Source organism: Posidoniimonas polymericola (assembly GCF_007859935.1).
Classification (GTDB): Bacteria; Planctomycetota; Planctomycetia; order Pirellulales; family Lacipirellulaceae; genus Posidoniimonas; species Posidoniimonas polymericola.
The window spans coordinates 228,448-245,356 of record NZ_SJPO01000004.1; the positions used below are offsets into that span (position 1 = coordinate 228,448).

14 protein-coding genes are annotated in these 16,909 nt (G+C 66.4%); 7 read left to right on the forward strand and 7 right to left on the reverse strand.

The window, feature by feature from the left end; genetic code table 11:
- Positions 1-60: 60 nt before the first annotated feature.
- Positions 61-849: a hypothetical protein gene (locus Pla123a_RS09990; protein ID WP_146586427.1), complete on the reverse strand. Its 789-nt coding sequence runs from the start codon at positions 847-849 to the stop codon at positions 61-63.
- Positions 850-1,065: 216 nt separating this feature from the next.
- On the opposite strand from Pla123a_RS09990, the gene ilvD reads away from it, so the two are divergent.
- Both ilvD and Pla123a_RS10000 read left to right on the forward strand, forming a co-directional pair.
- Positions 1,066-2,748, forward strand: a complete 1,683-nt coding sequence (gene ilvD / locus Pla123a_RS09995) for a dihydroxy-acid dehydratase (RefSeq protein ID WP_146586429.1) — start codon at positions 1,066-1,068, stop codon at positions 2,746-2,748.
- A gap of 520 nt (positions 2,749-3,268) precedes the next feature.
- Positions 3,269-4,195: a hypothetical protein gene (locus tag Pla123a_RS10000; protein ID WP_146586431.1), complete on the forward strand. Its 927-nt coding sequence runs from the start codon at positions 3,269-3,271 to the stop codon at positions 4,193-4,195.
- A gap of 17 nt (positions 4,196-4,212) precedes the next feature.
- Here the strand turns inward: Pla123a_RS10000 and Pla123a_RS24560 are convergent, their stop codons facing one another.
- Positions 4,213-4,383 carry a hypothetical protein gene (locus Pla123a_RS24560; RefSeq protein ID WP_197527839.1) on the reverse strand — a complete coding sequence of 57 codons (171 nt, stop codon included), beginning with the start codon at positions 4,381-4,383 and terminating at the stop codon, positions 4,213-4,215.
- A 267-nt stretch (positions 4,384-4,650) separates the two neighbouring features.
- Here Pla123a_RS24560 and Pla123a_RS10005 point away from each other — a divergent pair, with 267 nt between their 5' ends.
- Entirely contained in the window at positions 4,651-5,136 is a 486-nt protein-coding gene (locus Pla123a_RS10005; protein ID WP_146586433.1) for a hypothetical protein, read from the forward strand.
- A gap of 205 nt (positions 5,137-5,341) precedes the next feature.
- Positions 5,342-6,583 carry a 3-keto-disaccharide hydrolase gene (locus Pla123a_RS24565; RefSeq protein ID WP_197527840.1) on the forward strand — a complete coding sequence of 414 codons (1,242 nt, stop codon included), beginning with the start codon at positions 5,342-5,344 and terminating at the stop codon, positions 6,581-6,583.
- A gap of 12 nt (positions 6,584-6,595) precedes the next feature.
- On the opposite strand, the gene Pla123a_RS10015 is transcribed toward Pla123a_RS24565, so the two are convergent.
- Together Pla123a_RS10015 and Pla123a_RS10020 are read right to left on the reverse strand one after the other, a co-directional pair.
- Entirely contained in the window at positions 6,596-7,543 is a 948-nt protein-coding gene (locus Pla123a_RS10015) for an aldo/keto reductase (protein ID WP_146586435.1), read from the reverse strand.
- 173 nt (positions 7,544-7,716) lie between these two features.
- Positions 7,717-8,859: a BBP7 family outer membrane beta-barrel protein gene (locus Pla123a_RS10020; protein ID WP_231956379.1), complete on the reverse strand. Its 1,143-nt coding sequence runs from the start codon at positions 8,857-8,859 to the stop codon at positions 7,717-7,719.
- Between the two features lie 598 nt (positions 8,860-9,457).
- Between Pla123a_RS10020 and yajC the strand changes: the two genes are divergently transcribed.
- The 3 genes from yajC to Pla123a_RS10035 all read left to right on the forward strand — a co-directional run bounded on the left by yajC (position 9,458) and on the right by Pla123a_RS10035 (position 14,018).
- Positions 9,458-9,829 (forward strand): preprotein translocase subunit YajC, encoded by a 372-nt coding sequence (yajC, locus tag Pla123a_RS10025; RefSeq protein ID WP_197527841.1) that lies wholly within the window; start codon positions 9,458-9,460, stop codon positions 9,827-9,829.
- A gap of 83 nt (positions 9,830-9,912) precedes the next feature.
- Positions 9,913-13,161: a protein translocase subunit SecD gene (gene secD / locus Pla123a_RS10030; protein ID WP_146586452.1), complete on the forward strand. Its 3,249-nt coding sequence runs from the start codon at positions 9,913-9,915 to the stop codon at positions 13,159-13,161.
- A 188-nt stretch (positions 13,162-13,349) separates the two neighbouring features.
- The gene (locus tag Pla123a_RS10035; RefSeq protein ID WP_146586454.1) at positions 13,350-14,018 is read left to right on the forward strand and encodes a hypothetical protein; all 669 of its coding nucleotides are present in this window, start codon (positions 13,350-13,352) and stop codon (positions 14,016-14,018) included.
- A gap of 39 nt (positions 14,019-14,057) precedes the next feature.
- On the opposite strand, the gene Pla123a_RS10040 is transcribed toward Pla123a_RS10035, so the two are convergent.
- From Pla123a_RS10040 to thiC, 3 genes are all read right to left on the reverse strand, one after another.
- Positions 14,058-14,915: a ThuA domain-containing protein gene (locus Pla123a_RS10040; RefSeq protein ID WP_146586456.1), complete on the reverse strand. Its 858-nt coding sequence runs from the start codon at positions 14,913-14,915 to the stop codon at positions 14,058-14,060.
- A gap of 118 nt (positions 14,916-15,033) precedes the next feature.
- On the reverse strand, positions 15,034-15,399 hold the full coding sequence (locus tag Pla123a_RS10045) for a heavy-metal-associated domain-containing protein (RefSeq protein WP_146586458.1): 366 nt from the start codon (positions 15,397-15,399) through the stop codon (positions 15,034-15,036).
- A 104-nt stretch (positions 15,400-15,503) separates the two neighbouring features.
- Entirely contained in the window at positions 15,504-16,835 is a 1,332-nt protein-coding gene (gene thiC / locus Pla123a_RS10050) for a phosphomethylpyrimidine synthase ThiC (RefSeq protein ID WP_146586850.1), read from the reverse strand.
- Positions 16,836-16,909 lie beyond the last annotated feature (74 nt).

A 16,909-nucleotide genomic window follows, 5' to 3' on the forward strand; every position in this document is an offset into this window, starting at 1 on the left:
ATAGGGGCTAAGAAGACCTGTTTACCCGCGGGTCCTCGATCGGCGCAAGCCCGCCAGGCGTCAGGCAGCGCGGCGGCTCGCGCGCTCGTTCGTCCAATCAATTGCGCGGTCATTGGCCCACTCCAGCCGACGGTGCCACGCCCAGCCGAGGTAGCCGCCCGCCAAGAGCGCCGCGAAGAACATCCGCGGGCGGTAGAACACCAGGTAGCCGAGCAGTTGGTTGACGCCCTGCCCCACCACGCCGAACCAGTTGGTCCCCTCGGGCAGCAGCGCGACGCGCGGGATCTGCTCGGGCCAATTGGCCGACGCGCCGAGCTCGCTGATGTACCGCCAGTCGGTCAGCACGCGCCACGCCTCGGCGGCGGGCAGGCGTCCCCCGTGCATCCGCGCGCGGATAGTCAGGCTGGTCAGCGTCATGTCAGAGCTGCCGGAGTGCTCGCCGGACTGGTCTGCCTCGGCGAACTCCGGCAACGCCCGCTGCATAACGCCACGCAACTCGGCGCCGAGCGACGCGCCGCCGATCAGGATGCCGGCGGAGGCGAGCACCGACCACATGCTCTCGAAGGTGATCCACTCGCTGCAGTAGAGGAAGACAATCAGCGCGGTCGCCAGCGTCAGCGGCGCCGTTTGGCTGAGCACCGCCAGCACTACCTGATCGCCGCCCAGCAGCGTCGCGATCAACGACCAGGCCTGCTCCAGCACGGCCCAGCACGCGCCCCGCGGCCCGTGCAGCAGCATCAGCAGTGCCAGCACGACCCACCCCCCCGGCGGCGCGCGGCGCCAGAGTGTGGCTCTGCGGGAGACTCCGCGGGGAACCTGGGCGTCGGCTTCGGTGTCGAGTACTCGCATAGCCGCGGAGATTAGCGGGTCCGCCGCAATCGGTTAAGGCCAGTGGGCGCATCGCACTCCGCGGCTTTTCCGGCTAAAATCGCCGGATTGCACCCAATCCAACGCGGAGGTCCCACCTCTGGCGAGGTGGGCTTAAGACCGGCGGCGGCAATCTTAGCCAAGGGCCGGCGGCCAAGCATTCGTCACCAACCACCACACACCTGCCACGCACGTCCCATGCTCAACAAGTACTCCAGCAAGATCACCCAACCGAAGTCCCAGGGCGCCAGCCAGGCGATGCTGTACGGCACGGGCCTGAACGAATCCGACATGAACCTGCCGCAGGTCGGCATCGCCAGCATGTGGTACGACGGCAACACCTGCAACATGCACCTGCTGGACCTCGGCAATGAAGTCAAGGAAGGCATGCGCCCCGCCGGGCTGGTCGGCATGCGGTTCAACACGATCGGCGTGTCCGACGGCATCTCAATGGGCACCAGCGGGATGAGCTACAGCCTGCAGTCGCGTGACCTGATCGCCGACAGCATCGAGACCGTCATGCAGGCCCAGTGGTACGACGCGTTGATCGCCCTGCCCGGCTGCGACAAGAACATGCCGGGCTGCTTGATCGCGATGGGCCGGCTCAACCGCCCGGCGATCATGATCTACGGCGGCACCATCAAGCCCGGCTTCACCAAGGGCTCCGGCGGCGACGAGAAGCGTGACATTGTCTCGGCGTTCCAGTGCTACGGCGAGTGGCTCGCGGGCCGGATCACCGAGGAGGAGCGGAAGGACATCGTGCAGCACAGCTGCCCCGGCGCCGGCGCGTGCGGCGGCATGTACACCGCCAACACCATGGCCAGCGCCATCGAGGCGATGGGCATGAGCCTGCCTTACAGCAGCTCGATCCCGGCCGAGCACCCCGACAAGAAGCGGGAGTGCCACGAGGCGGCCAAGGCGATCTACAACCTGCTGGAACTCGACCTCAAGCCGCGCGACATCATGACCCGCGCCGCGTTCGAGAACGCGATGGTACTGATCATGGCGCTCGGCGGCTCGACCAACGCCGTGCTGCACCTGTTGGCGATGGCCCGCAGCGTGGACGTGGAGCTGACGATCGACGACTTCCAGAAGGTGAGCGACAAGATCCCCTACCTGGCCGACCTCAAGCCGTCCGGATCGTTCGTGCAGGAGGACCTGCACACCATCGGCGGCACGCCGGCGGTGATGAAGATGCTGCTCGACGCCGACCTGATCGACGGCTCGTGCATGACGGTCACCGGCAAGTCCATCGCCGAGAACCTCGAGAACCTGCCCGGCCTCAAGGAGGGCCAGACCATCGTGCGTCCGCTCGACAAGCCGCTCAAAGAGACCGGCCACATCCGCATCATGCGCGGCAACTTCTGCCCCGACGGCGCGGTCGCCAAGATCACCGGCAAGGAAGGCCTGGTGTTCACCGGCGTGGCCAACTGTTTCGACAGCGAAGAGGACATGCTGCACGCCTTGGAAGAGAAGAAGATCAATAAAGGCGACGTCGTGATCATCCGCTACGAGGGCCCCCAGGGCGGCCCCGGCATGCCGGAGATGCTCACCCCGACCAGCGCCATCATGGGCGCCGGCCTCGGCAAGGACGTCGCGCTGATCACCGACGGCCGCTTCTCCGGCGGCAGCCACGGCTTCATCGTCGGCCACGTCACGCCCGAGGCCCAGGTCGGCGGCCCGATCGCCCTGGTCAAGAACGGCGACAAGCTCACCATCGACGCCGAGGCCAACCTCATCACCCTCGACGTCACCGACGACGAATTGGCCAAGCGCAAGTCCGCCTGGAAGGCTCCCGAGTACAAGGCGACCCGCGGCACGCTTTACAAGTACATCAAGAACGTGAAGAGCGCTAGCGAGGGGTGCGTGACGGATGAGTGAGCGAGTTGAGTAGCAGCAATCCGTATCAGTCGCCAAGATCCCCACCGGCCGACAGCAAGAAGCGAGCCGTTCGCTGGTGGAGATCGCCAACCGGACTACTGGTCCTCGGATTCGCGATGATCGTAATCGTAGGGCCGCTCGTAGTTGCATGCGGCTTCATTCACTATCAGTTTCTCGCTGAAGGATTTGACTACTCTCCTGCCGGACCGGACTCCGAGGTCCTGGCGGAACTGACGTCGCCCGCATCGATATGGATGGCCCCTGCCCTGCTGGTGATCGCCGCTGGTACACTGCTGCTCGCTGGCGGGGTTATTATGTGGCTGATTCAGCAGATCCGAGGAGCATGACCTGGCCCCGATGCCTAGCGGCGGTGGCCGAAGGATCGACTTGGGTTCGTTCTTTTGCTGGCGATCTCGCCCGTCAGCGCGTTGACCCGCAATGCCGCCCCGTTTAGTGTGGCCGGTAGCGCGAAGTCCCCCCCGCCTGCTGCAGACGCTACCCCCAGACGAGACTACCCCCCGTGCCTGCCCCGAGAAACGCCTGCTTTGCCGCCACCGCCCTGCTACTTCTCACAGGCGCTGCTTGGGGGTTCGAGGTTCCGGGCGAGGCTGTCATCAACGTGCCGCCCGATCCCACGCCGAGCGTGCTGACGGCCGGACAGACGCTGAACCTCTCTGGTGAGCTCTACATCGACCTGGACGACACCCTTGTAGCGCAGTCCGGAAGTGTCGTCAACTTTCTCGACGGCTCGCACATCGAGGGCGGCGGGTATCTGTTTGCCGAAGCCGGGAGCGTCGCCAACCTCTACGGCGGGACCTTGTACGACTACGCGGGTTTCGCGGGAGAACTCAACGTCTTTGGCGGAGGTTACTTTGGCTACCAAGCAAGCAACACCGACCAAGTGCTGATCGCCGGCGGCGACAACTCTGTGATCTTCGACAACGTTGGCGCAAGGATGACGGGCGGCGAGATCTACCTGATTGCGGGCAACGGTTCGACGTTCGAGATGCAGGGCGGCGCCCTCAAGGGAATCGAGAGCTATGACGAGCTGATCGTGAATATCACTGGGGGTGAGATCCTGGGGGGCGGATTCCTTGGCAGCGATACAAAGGTCACTATCTCGGGCGGCCTGCTCGCCGACCCGCGATCGGGCAGCTTCGAGTACGCGGGCTCTGGCGTACTCTCGCTGGTTGGATCCGACTTTGCCATTGACGGCCTGCCACTGCCGCGGCTGGCGCCGGGCGAGGCCATCGAGATTCCGCAGCGTGGCGTGGAGCTTACCGCCACGCTGCAGGACGGGTCGCCGTTCACGTACCCGTTGAATTGGCCCGACCAGACCTACCGAGTAGTTGGCGGCGTGCCGACACCGGGCGGGCTGGCCCTGCTCGGGCCAGCCGCCCTGTTTGCCATGCGTCGGAGTTTCGGTCGCGAAAGGGCCGCCCCGTAGGCCCAGAAGCAACAACGCTACTCCTCGTCGACGTTCACTTCTACCTCGCCGGTGTCGACGTTGCGCTCGACATCGACTTGCAGGCCGGGGCTGTCGACTTCGAGGACCTTTTCTTTCCGCTCGCAGCCGGTCGTGGCGCCGATCATCAGCAGGGCGGCCGCAAGCGCTAGGGTGGAGTGGCGTTTCATGGGTAGGCTCCGCTTGTTCGGTGTGAGATCTCGTGGGCTTGAGTCGCCCCTCGCTGCGTCTACCCTATCCGCGCGGCGGGCAGGCCTGCGCTGGGGATCCCCGCGTGTGGCCGCAATTCGATCAGCTTGGCGGTCGGATCGCACCGATGGTGATGAACAGATGGGGACGGCGCCGCTCCGCGGCCCCGAGAACGACCCCGTAAGGTAGGGTTGAAATGCGGCCATTCCCAGCTGGCTGCATTCAATAGCAGCGCGTACGATTCCCCTATGCTCAGCGACGCCCTCGACATCTACCTGAACGACCACCTGGCTGTGCTCGTCGCCGAGCGCGAGCTCTGCCAACGCATGGAGCAGGAGAACGAGCAAACGCCGTTGGCCGGGTACCTCCAAGAGCACCGCGGGCTGTGCGAGGAGGGCGAGCGCATCGTCCGCGACCTGCTTAAGAGCCGCGGCGCAAACGCCAGCAGCCTCAAGACCACCGCGGCCTGGCTAGCCGAGAAGCTCGGCCGGCTTAAGCTCAACGGCCAGATCACCGGCTACGCGCCGGCGTCGCGGGTGCTAGAACTCGAGGGCCTGACCGTGGCGACCCAGGCCCGGCTGATGCTGTGGCGGTGCCTGTCGGCGAGCGGGGTGACCTTTGCCGGCGAGCCTTCCCCGGACTGGGACGAGCTCTGCGATCAGGCAGATCGCCAGCTCGCCGAGCTGCGGGCGTTGCAGTCGGCGGCCGCGGCCGACGCTTTCGGCGACGCCTGAGCGGCGGCGGCTTGCTCATTTGGCCCGGCCACTTCTTGGCCTTGTTTCTTGTTGGCCCTGTTTCTTGCTGCATTCGCGTCGCGAGGCTGCTCTAATGAATGCGTGCGCGCCTTCTTAGTCGCGTGTGCGAACGCTGATTCAAGCCCCACAACTCTCTTTAGGTGGAATGATGATATCGAGCCGATGCAGCCGTCACCTAGCAACCATGGTCTGCTTGCTCGCGGCGACGGTCTCGCCCGCCGACGAACCGGCGGCCGCCGACAGCGGTCGGCTCGAGTTCCGCATCGTGGCCGAGCCAACCCGGGAAGACGACCAATCGGTGATTGAGGTGGCCCAGCAACTCCCCCCCGGCCAAAAGACCGTCACGGTGGACGGAGAAGTGCGGGCCCGCTGGGTCGAGCTCGAGGATCGGGAGTTTGGACCGAACGCCAATTTCGGGCGTCTGGCGACGCGTAATGCAAACGGCGCCCGGGAAGCATTGGTGCTGATTGATCCGCTCAATGTGACCGAGCAAGACCTCGCTCAAATCGAGAAGAGCAAAGACGAGACCGGCCGAGCAGCGATCAGCTTCGAACTCAACGATGAAGGCGCCGACCGTTTCGGGCGCCTGACTGGGGACAACCTTCCCGACGCCTCCGGCCGTGCGCGTCGGCTTGGCGTCTTGGTTGACGGTAGGCTGATTTCGGCGCCCAGCCTGCGGACAAGGATCACCAGCCGGGCCCAAATCTCCGGCGGCTCTATGACCGACGCCGAGGTCGACCAGCTGGTTCAGGCCATCAGTGCGAACATCCCCCCTTCGGCGTCTGGCGAGTCGGTCAGCTTGTTCAACGGCCAGGACCTCACAGGCTGGCACGCCGACGTGCCGGAGCGGGACAACAACCCCGAAGCGCGGATGCCGTTTGTCGTGCGGGACGGCATGCTGGTGAGTCTCGGCACGCCGGGCGGGCATTTGATCACGGACGAGCAGCACGGCGACTACCGCTTGGAGGTCGAGTACCGCTTTGCCGGCAAGCCCGGCAACTGTGGTGTGCTGGTGCACGCGTCGCAGCCGCGGGCGCTGTACGGGATGTTCCCGCAGTCGCTCGAGGTGCAGATGATGCACGAGAACGCCGGCGACTTCTGGTGCATCCACGAGGACATCGCCGTGCCCGACATGGTCGCCCGGCGCGGTCCAAAGGAGAAGTGGGGCGGCCGCGACGGCGACGCACGGCGGATCGTCAACCTAACCGACGGCTCCGAGAAGCCGCTCGGCGAGTGGAACCGGATGGTCGTCGAATGCCTGGGCAACCAGATCAAGGTGTGGGTCAACGGCGACCTGGTCAACCACGGCCACGACTGCACCGCCAAGCAGGGCCAGATTGCCGTGCAGGCCGAGGGCTCGGAGGTCGAGTTCCGTAAGCTGCTGCTGACGCCGATCACCGAGTTGAGCGACGCGGCGCCGGAATAGCTCCCGTTCTCGTCAACCGTTGGCCTGCGACGGGTACTTGGCCATCAGCCTTAGCACCTCGTCGATCTGCTCGGGCTTCTCGAAGCCGATGGTCATGGCGTCCATGAAGTCGTGGCCCTGGGCAAACTTCATGCACTCCTCGCGCTGATCGGCCAGCTTGCCCTCGCCTAAGATCTTCATGCCGATGATCGCCTTGCCGGCGGCCTTGGCCTGACGCAGGACGGCGATGACCTCGTCGGGCGAGGCGTCCATCAGCACGCCCTTGGGGTTAATGCGGGCGAGGATAACGTCGACCCACGGCTCGGCGGCGGCGGCCTTGAGGGCGGTGAAGTCGTGGCACGACACGCCGACCGCCTTGATGCGGCCCTTCTCCTTCTCCTCGTTCATGACGTCCATGTACGGGTCCATCTTGCCGCGCCACTGGCCGTCCATCAGGCAGTGCAGGAGGACGATGTCGAGGTAGTCGGTGGTGAGCTCGTGGCGGAATCGCTCGAGCGTGGCGCGGGTGTCCTGGGCGCGCTCGGCGTCGGAGGTCTTGTCCTCGGGGCCGTCGTACCGCCACCAGACCTTCGTCAGGATGGCGACCTCGTCGCGGGGGATCGTGCGGAGCGCCTCGCGGAAGTAGACGTGCGTGCCGTACAGGTCGGCGAGGTCGAAGAAGCGGAGGCCGCGGTCGTAGGCGTGGTGGAACAGACTGACGATTTCCTGGAATCCCATCCGCGTCTGGTCGGACTGCCGGTTGCCGCCGTGCACTCCGGTGCCCTGCCCCAGCCGCGACATCTTCACGCCGGTGTCGCCGAGGGTGATCATCGGAGGGGGCGGAACCTCACCGGGCGGCAGGTCCTGCGGCTGGTCGATGGTCGACGACTGCTCGGCCGCTACCGCTGACTGGGCGGCGGCCATGCCCGCGGCCAGGCCGGCCGAGGCGCCGAGAAACTTCCTGCGATCAAGATCCGACATGATGAGAAGCCTTTCCGAGGGCCGCGGGGCCCCTCAAGGAGACGGTGAGGAGTGACTAGCGAGAGCGGCAAACGCCCCCGCCATCATACCCCGCTCGGTCAGGCGAGAGAACCAGCCAGGGCGGCGGCCCCCGGGGGGACGGGGGCCACTCCGCCGCGGCTCGCAGACGAGAATCAGAAGCAGCGTTCCATGCCGAGGTAGGCGCCGTGCAGGATCACGTGGCCGTTGGTCTGCAGCAGGGCGACGTCGTTGATGCCGCGCAGGTCGTGGTAGATCTGGTTGGTCGGCAGCGCGACGCCCGACACGCCGATCACGCGGTAGTCGGCCGTCAACCGCCAGCGGCGGGTCGGCTGGTAGGCGAAGCCGAGCGCCATCTCGGCCATCATCGCGACGTCTACCTTGTCGTTGCTGACCATCCAGCTGGCGCCGTTGTTGGGGCCGTTGTTGATGGTCGCCGTGCCGGCGGCGCCGGAGATCCGCGAGCTCGACTCGCAGAAATTGCCGAACACGCCCGCCTTGGCCACCGCGGTCAGGCTGAAGCAGCCGGTCATCGGGCGGTTGACGCTGCCGCCTAGCTGGCAGCCGACCAGCAGGTTCTGCGTGTCGATGTCGTAGTAGAGCTCGTCGGTCTCGTAGGTGAACATCGAGTCGTTCGGGTCGGACGCGAACTGCAGCCGCTCGTCGAAGCGGAACAGGCGGAAACCGACCAGCGACGCCACCGTCGCCCCCGAGCCGCAGGCGTCGGTCAGAACAATGCCGTGGTTCGCCTCGACGTTGTAGACGTCCATCTCCCGCCGCAGGCGGTGGGCGAAGGCGTTGTTGGTGAAGTTGTCGGCGGTGGCGCCGCTGTAGTCGAGCTGGTCGTAGTTGAGAATCGCGCTCAGGTTGCCCGCCAGCGACGAGCCGAGCACCATCGCCTCCTCGTCGGTCGGCAGCAGCTGCCAGTAGACCAGTTCCAGCCCGTGCTTGGTGCAGGCGTCGTAGCGGGCGAGGCGGGTCTCGAAGCCCATGCCGCCGCTGAAATCGGCGTCACGCTGATTGAGGTACTGGAGGTCTTCGTTCGGGTCGTCGTAGGAGAAGGCGTAGTTGTTGCCGTGGTCGCGCTGCAGGTAGAGGGCGCCAAGCGAGAACGACCAAACCGCCGATGGGGGCGCCGGGGCGGCACAGGACGGGTACGCAACGCCACACGCCGCCGCATCAGAGCCGTAGCAGGACCCACCGGAGTACGCGGAGTCACCAGCACAGCCGGCGCCGTATCCGTAGGCGGCGCCAGCATCGGCGCCCGTCGGCCCGCAGGTGCTGCAGCCGGGGTTCACGCCGCACGGGGCGCAGTACGACTCCCAGCTAGCGCCCTGGGCTAGCAGGGGCAGATTCGTTCCACAAAACCAAACAACCGCAGTCGCTGCGGCCAACCAGGCCCGAGTCATGAGCGTCGCCTCCCTGCGACCGAGTCAGGACGCGGCTCCCTGCCGTGTCCGCCGGTGCTGATTATCGGTCGCTGGCGGTCCGCCTTTGCCAGTCCGAGTGGTCGAAGGACGGCCGTTCACCGTTCCTTCTCCCGTTTAACCGCTACAGGCCACACAGTTGCAGGCCGCCAGAAAACGAGCCAACCAGACCGCCAAGGCCGGTAGAAAACAGACCCTCGAGGCGCCTTGGCGTCGCCGGCAGGCCCCGCCTGCAAGCAGATTGAGAGTGCGGGCTGCGAGCCACCCACTCGCTGCTCAGCGACAACAGCGGCCTGCCGCAATACAGCACGCTTCGGGGGGTCCGCCGGTCGCCTGCTATCTCCCCTTCCCCCTTGCGCCGCTTGACTTTATGATGCGGGCTTCGGCGTCCCCTGATGGGGCGCCCACGGTCTGTGCTGCCCGAATCACGACCGACAATCACAACCCCCAACAAGATCCTCGGAGCCGCGTGCTAGTCCTTGCTGAGATCTCGACCTGCCCCGTTGTCCTCGCTCAGGGGGGCGGCGGCAGCCTGCTATCGCTCCTGCCGCTGGTGCTGATCATGGCGTTGGGCTACGCCATGTTCGTGCTGCCCCAGCAGAAGAAAGAGCGTTCGTACCGGGAAATGGTCGCCAATCTCAAGGAAAAGGACCACGTGCTGACCTCCGCCGGGATCTACGGGGTGGTGACCGGCGTGCAGCGGGACCAGGAAAGAGTCACCATCCGGGTGGACGAGGCCACAGGGGCCAAGATCCGCGTCGCGATGTGGGCCATTACCGATGTGATCACGGACGAAAAGCCGGGCGACGCCGCGTCGCCCGCCAAGGACAGCAAGAAATAAGCGGCCGACCGAGGACCACCTTTCTCAATCGGGCTTCCTCAATCTGGTTCGGCCTTCTTCCTCTCTCAGGCACTCATTCGAAAATGCGACACACGAAGCCAGCGTTTCGTTTCTCCCCGTTCGCCCGGGCCGGGCTGCTTGCCTGCCTGCTGGCGGCCCTGATGGTGTCGTTCGCCGCGCCGCAGGCCGCCTACTCGCAGGACGAGGGCGACGCCGCCACCGCCGAGGCAGCCGCCCCGGCAGACGAAGCCCCTGCCGGCGAAGAAGCCGCTAGCGAGGAGCCGGCAGCCGACGCGACCGACCCCGCGCCTGCGGCCGAGGACTCCGGCACGGCCGAGCCCGCCGAAGAGGCAACGACTGAAGATCCGGCTGCCGAAGAGGCAAATGCCGCGGCGACCGACGCCGAGGGCGATTCGACGACAAACGCCGCCGCAGGCGGGGCCACCCTAGCAGGCGAAGAGGCCGCCGGGTTCGACTGGGCCAACGCCCTGCTGATTATCGCCGTGCTGGTCGTGCCGGTCGTGGTCGGCAACTGGCTGGCCGGCGTGCTGAAGATGCCGGACCACGGCTGGAAGCTGGCCCTGGTGCTGACCTCGGTCGCCGTGGGCGGGTTGATCGTCGCCACCGGCACGTTCAAGGGCGGCACCGACCTCAGCGGCGGCACAACCCTGGTCTATGAGATCGCCGACAAAGACCGCATCATCGATGAGAACAACCCCAACGCGTCCGCGCCAGAAGAGAGCGGCGAGGGCAAGCAGAAGGTCAAGATCGACCAGGTCATCAACGCCCTAAAGATGCGTGTCGACCCGTCCGGCACCAAGGAAGTCGCCATCCGGTCGTACGGTGATGACATCGAGGTGATCGTGCCGCAGGCGTCGTCGCAGGACGAACTGAAACACGTCAAGGCAATGCTGACCGACCTCGGCGAGCTGGAGTTCCGCATCCTCGCCAGCGCCGGTTGGCCGAACGACAAGCCCGTCATCGACGCGGCAATGGCGCTCCCGCCGAGCCAGAAGAGCGTCGAGATCGGTGGTCAGGAGCGTGGCCGCTGGGTCCAATTCGACGAGCGTGAGTTTGGCGATGGCGAGGGCCGCCTGGTTACCCGCCAGACCCGCGCCGAGCCCGAGGCCCTGGTGCTGATCGACCCGCTCAACGTCACCGGCGAGTACCTCACCTCGGCCCGCTCCGACTTTGACGAGACCGGCCGCCCCGCGGTCGGCTTCCGCTTCGACGCCCGCGGGAGCGCCAGGTTTGGCCAGCTCACCGGCGACAACCTGCCGAACGCCTCGGGCCGGCAGCGCTCGCTCGCCATCATCCTCGACGAGAAGATCCTCTCGGCGCCCGGCATCAAGTCGCGGATCACGAGCAACGGCCAGATCTCTGGCGGCTCGATGACCAAGCAGGAGGTGGAGCGGATCGTCGCGGTGCTCGACGCGGGCAGCCTGCCGGCGGCGCTCAACAAGACGCCAATCAGCGAAGAGACCATCAGCGCCACGATCGGCGTTAAGACGATTGAGCAGGGCAAGTTCGCCATCTCGGTCTCGCTGATCGCCGTGCTGATTTTCATCGTGATCTACTACCGCTTCGCCGGCCTGGTTGCCTGCCTGGCGCTCGCCATCAACATGCTGCTGGTGCTGGCGCTGATGGTGCTGTTCGGCGCCGCGTTTACCCTGCCCGGCCTGGCCGGCCTGGTGCTGACGGTCGGCATGAGCGTCGACGCGAACGTGCTGATCTTCGAGCGTATCCGCGAGGAGATGGCCCGCGGCGCCGCCCTGCGGATGGCGATCCGCAACGGCTTCGACCGCGCCACCACCACCATCGTCGACGCCAACGTCACGACGCTGATCACCGGCGTGGTGCTGTACGCGATCGGCACCGACCAGATCCGCGGCTTCGCGGTGACGCTCATCCTCGGCATCCTGATGAGTATGTACTCGGCCATCTTCTGCTCGCGGCTGGTGTTCGACATCGCCGAACGGAAGCGGTGGATCAAGTCGCTCAGCTTCTCGCAGATCATTGGCGACACCAGCTTCGACTTCATCGGCAAGCGTGGCATGGCCGCGGTCTTCTCGATCGCGCTGATCGCGATCGGCCTGTTCAGCGTGTTCGGCCGCGGCTCGGGAATCCTCGACATCGACTTCACCGGCGGCGCCAGCGTCACCCAGGTGCTGGCCGAGGGCGTCGACATGGGTATCGCAGAGGTCCGCGACACCGTGGCCGCCGCCCAGGTCGGCGAGGAGACCCTCGGCGACAAGAACCTGACGGTCACCGAGCGGGGCGAGGGCGGCAAGCGTTTCACCGTCCGCTCGAGCGTCGAGGACGTCGACTCGGTGAAGCAGGCCCTGACCGACGCGTTCGGCGACAAGCTGCTGAAGAACTCGGTCGCGATCGGCGAGGTCAATCCGTTCACCGAGGGCGGCTTCGAGGGCTCGCAGGTCGAGCTGACCTTCAACCAGGGCGACGCCTACTCCAAGGACGACGGCTTCTCGCACGACGTGCTGGAGGAACGCATCGCGGCCATCCTGGCCGACAAGGGCGCCAAGGTCGCCCCGGTGCTCGAGAACCCCGAGTATGTCGAAGACAGCAGCCTGCGTTTCAAGGACTGGACGCTAAAGCTGCAGGGCCAGACCGCCGAGCAGACCCGCGCGGTCGCCGAAGACCTGCAGCAGCAGCTCGCCGGCCAGCCGATCTTCCCGCTGGCCAATAAGATCGGCGGCAAGGTGGCCGGCGGCATGCAGCGGAAGGCGATCCAGGCGATCGTGGTGAGCCTGCTGGGCATCATCGCGTACGTCTGGTTCCGGTTCCAGAACATCGCGTTCGGACTGGCGGCGGTGGTCGCGCTCGTGCACGACGTGCTCGTCACGCTCGGCGCCATCGCGATCTCGGCCTACCTGGTGAACATGGTGCCGGCCCTGGCCGAGGCCCTGCAGATCCAGTCGTTCCAGATCAGCCTAACCGTGGTCGCCGCGTTCCTGACGATCATCGGCTACTCGCTGAACGACACCATCGTCATCTTCGACCGGGTGCGCGAGGTGCGGGGCAAGAGCCCTAAGCTCACGTTCTCGATGGTCAACACCAGCATCAACCAGACGCTGAGCCGGACCGTGCTGACCTCGCTCACGACCCTGCTCGTGGTAATCCTGCTGTACTTCTTCGGCGGCCCCGGCATCCACAGCTTCGCGTTCGCCTTAGTGGTCGGCGTGATCGTTGGTACCTACAGCACGATCTTCATCGCCTGCCCGGCGCTGCTGTCGATGGTGGGCGCCTCGCCCGACCCGGCCGCTAAGTCGGGCGGTTCGTCGGGCGGCTCCTCGTCTTCCGACGCCGCCTAGCGGCGCCACGCCAGCGAGACCTACCCATCCCCCGCGGGCCCGACGCCCGCGGGGGATTTTTTGTGCGCACACCCGCGCCGGCGGGTGCTGGCGCCCCCTGCGGACTCCTCTTGCCGTGCCCCGGGCCTGCCTCTATTCTCCGCCCGCTACTGAACCCCCTTGCTCACCGCGCGTTCCCGAGGTTGGCTATGCCGCCCCAAGCTGCTTCCCGTCGCCCCGCCGCCTGGCTCTCGCTCCTGCTGGCGCTGTCGTGCCTGCTGCCGTCCGCCGGCTGCCCGATGCTGCTGGCGTCGGGCGTGTACTTCTGGGAAGGCGGCAACATGGTTGACGCCGACTACGACGGACTCAAGCAGCAGCGGGTGGTGGTGTTCTGCCGCCCGCCTTCGTCGTCGACGTTCAGCCACGCCGGCGCCGCGCGGGACATCGCCAAGCGGGTCAGCAGCATGCTCGAGCAGAACGTGCCCAAGATCGACATCGTGCACCCGCAGGAAGTCGACCAGTGGATCGACGAGAACGACTCGGACGACTACAAGGCCCTCGGAAAGGCGGTCGACGCCGACCGCGTCGTGCACGTCGAGCTCGACCACTTCGAGCTGTTCAGCGGCAAGACCCTCTACCAGGGCGTGTCGGAGGTCTCCGTGACCGTGTACGACATGCGTGACAACGGCCGCCGGCTGTGGGACCGCGAGATGGGCGAGTTTATCTTCCCGGAGCACGGCGGCGTGCCGGTTCAGGACCGCAGCGTCCAGGACTTCCAGCGGCAGTATGTCGAGATCCTCTCTGGGGCGATCGCCCGACACTTCTACAAGCACGACCCGCACGCCGGGTTCGCCACCGACGCACTGTCGATCCGGTAGCAAGAGTCTTACGCGCCGCAGCGAGATGCCGTCGGCGGACTACTCAACCCGCGCATCGAGCGTCACCAGTTCGTTGAAGCGGTCGACGTCCGCCCTGCCGGCCCAGGCGATGCCCCGCAGCAGCAGGGCGCGGAACACCGGGTCGTCGAAGGTCCACATGTAGTGGCCCGGGATCGACACGAACACGCGTCCCCTGCCCCGCTCGACGGTCCAGAATAGCGGGCGTGGCTCGCCCTCTTCCTCCGACGTGCCGATCAGGTCGAGCTTGCTCGGGTCGCCGGTCAGCCGCCAGTAGGCCTCGTCGACAAAGTCGACCTTGTCGAGGTTCCGGGCGATCGGGTGGTCGGCGCCGGGCGAGAAGTCCATGTGCAGCAGGCCGTGCCGGTAGCTGATGCTGCCACCCTTGCTGGCCAGGCCGATCCGCTTGGCGAACTCCGCCTCGCCGCCGCGCCCGTCGACGGCCCAGTGGATGTAGACCAGCCCGCCGCCGCGGGCCAGGAACGGATCGATCACGAACGATCGGTCGTCGTCCCAGCGGCCGCGTTGGTAGAACACCATGACGTCGGCGTCGGCTGCCTGCTCTTCGGTCGGCAGCTCCCACGCGTCCTCGACCGTGGTCTGCGGCGTCCTCTCCAGCAGCGGCTTCCACACCTTCTGCCAGGCCGGGTAGTCGTGCTCGCCGGTCGAGTGGTCCTTCGGCCCGGCGACCAGCAGCACCTTGAGCGGCTTCGCTGGGGCGGTGGCGTCGCTGCCGGCGAGCAGCGTTTCGACCTCGGCCTGGGTCCTCGCGGCCGGCGGGGCCTTCTCGGGGTAGACCGGCATTCTGTAGGAAGGCTCGCCGCTGGCGGACGCCACGCAGAGGGTCAGCAACGCCGCTCCGAGGAGAGGGGAACGCATGAAAATCTCCCGCAACGCCGGCCGTCGCCGGCGGCCAAAGGACAAGAAAAAACCGCCCGGCCACACACGGGGGCCAGGCGGTTGTATTCTAACCGATAGCGTGGGTCGGCGCCCGGTGTTACGAGGCGTCTACCTTCAGCTCGACGTCTGTGAAGTCTTCCATCTCGAGGGCCTCGATGGCCTTGGCGGGGTCGAACTCGCCCCCCTCAACGGCGACCACGGCGGTCTTGGTCTCGAGGTCGACGCTCACGTCCTTCACGCCCGGCTGCTTGGCCAGCGTCTCGCGGACCTTGGGGACGCACATCACCTCGCAGTGCATCGACGGCACCTGGAACTCGACCGTGGGCAGGCCTTCGGTGTTGAACGCAACCTGTTCGACCGGATCGGAGCTGATCACCTGGGTCTTGTCCACCGCCGGGGCTTCGGCGTCGCCGCAACCCACGAGTAGCGTGAGCGACAACAGGGTGAGGGTCGTGCGTAGCATTGGTAGTCTCCGTCTGACGGGTGGCAGTCTGGCCGCGGGGCCACAACGCAAGTCTAGCCCGGGAGGCCCTGGCCGCAATGTGCGACAAGTCACACTGTGGGGTTTTACTCGGCGGTGGTCCCGAGCTGAACCAGGTCGCCGTCCTCGGCCATCTTGCGGATGTCCTGGGTGATCTTCATCGAGCAGTACTTCGGCCCGCACATGCTGCAGAAGTGGGCGCTCTTGAAGGTGTCCTGCGGCAGGGTCTGGTCGTGGTACTCGCGGGCGGTCTCTGGGTCGAGCGAGAGGCGGAACTGCTCGTTCCAGTCGAACTCGAAGCGGGCCTTAGAGAGGGCGTCGTCGCGGTCGCGGGCGCCGGGGCGGTGGCGGGCGACGTCGGCCGCGTGGGCCGCGATCTTGTACGCCATCATCCCCTGCTTGACGTCCTCCTTCTCGGGCAGGCCGAGGTGCTCCTTGGGGGTCACGTAGCAGAGCATCGCGGCCCCGTGCCAGCCGGCGAGCGCGGCGCCGATGCCGCTGGTGATGTGGTCGTAGCCCGGCGCGATGTCGGTGACCAGCGGGCCGAGCACGTAGAACGGGGCGCCGTCGCAGACCTCGGCCTGGCGTTCCATGTTCATCTGGATCTGGTCCATCGGCACGTGGCCGGGGCCCTCGACCATGACCTGCGTTCCACGTTCGCGGCCCCGCTTGGTCAGCTCACCCAGCACGTCGAGCTCGGCGAACTGCGCGGCGTCGCTGGCGTCGGCCACGCTGCCGGGCCGCATGCCGTCGCCCAGGCTCCAGGTGACGTCGTACTGCCGCATGATGTCGCAGAGGTCGTCGAACGCCTCGTACAGCGGGTTCTGCTTGCGGTGCGACATCATCCACTTGGCGATCAGCGACCCGCCGCGGCTGACGATGCCGGTCACGCGGTTCATCGACAGGTGCAGGTGCTCCAGCAGCACGCCGCAGTGGACGGTCATGTAGTCGACGCCCTGTTTGGCCTGGTGCTCGACCATGTCGAGGAAGTGCTGGGCCCGCATGTCCTCGATCTCGCCGCCGAGCTCTTCGAGCATCTGGTAGATCGGCACGGTGCCGATCGGCACCGGCGACGCGGCGATGATCGCCTCGCGGATGCGGTCGATGTCCTTGCCGGTCGACAGGTCCATCACGGTGTCGGCGCCGAAGTGGACGGCGGTGTGCAGCTTCTCGAGCTCGGCGTCGATGTCGCTGGTGACGGCCGAGTTGCCGATATTGGCGTTCACCTTGCAAGTGGACTCGATCCCGATGGCCATCGGCTCCAGCCGACCAGCCAGGTGCACCCGGTTGGCCGGGATCACCATCGTCCCTTTGGCTAACTCGTCACGCACCACCTCGGCCGAGATCTTCTCGCGTTCGGCGACAAACTTCATCTCTGGGGTGGTCTCGCCCGCCCGGGCGAGCTCGAGTTGCGTGATCGGACTAGGCATTTCGGGGGGGAACCTCCAGAAGTATGGGAACGGTCGATCCGACCGTTAGATAGCAGCGCAAG

Bases quoted from the DNA above. Each gene is read 5' to 3' on its own strand.
- Pla123a_RS09990 (WP_146586427.1), bottom strand. From the start codon at position 849: ATGCGAGTACTCGACACCGAAGCCGACGCCCAGGTTCCCCGCGGAGTC.
- ilvD (WP_146586429.1), top strand. From the start codon at position 1,066: ATGCTCAACAAGTACTCCAGCAAGATCACCCAACCGAAGTCCCAGGGC.
- Pla123a_RS24560 (WP_197527839.1), bottom strand. From the start codon at position 4,383: ATGAAACGCCACTCCACCCTAGCGCTTGCGGCCGCCCTGCTGATGATC.
- Pla123a_RS10005 (WP_146586433.1), top strand. From the start codon at position 4,651: ATGCTCAGCGACGCCCTCGACATCTACCTGAACGACCACCTGGCTGTG.
- Pla123a_RS24565 (WP_197527840.1), top strand. From the start codon at position 5,342: ATGGTCTGCTTGCTCGCGGCGACGGTCTCGCCCGCCGACGAACCGGCG.
- Pla123a_RS10015 (WP_146586435.1), bottom strand. From the start codon at position 7,543: ATGTCGGATCTTGATCGCAGGAAGTTTCTCGGCGCCTCGGCCGGCCTG.
- secD (WP_146586452.1), top strand. From the start codon at position 9,913: ATGCGACACACGAAGCCAGCGTTTCGTTTCTCCCCGTTCGCCCGGGCC.
- Pla123a_RS10035 (WP_146586454.1), top strand. From the start codon at position 13,350: ATGCCGCCCCAAGCTGCTTCCCGTCGCCCCGCCGCCTGGCTCTCGCTC.
- Pla123a_RS10040 (WP_146586456.1), bottom strand. From the start codon at position 14,915: ATGCGTTCCCCTCTCCTCGGAGCGGCGTTGCTGACCCTCTGCGTGGCG.
- Pla123a_RS10045 (WP_146586458.1), bottom strand. From the start codon at position 15,399: ATGCTACGCACGACCCTCACCCTGTTGTCGCTCACGCTACTCGTGGGT.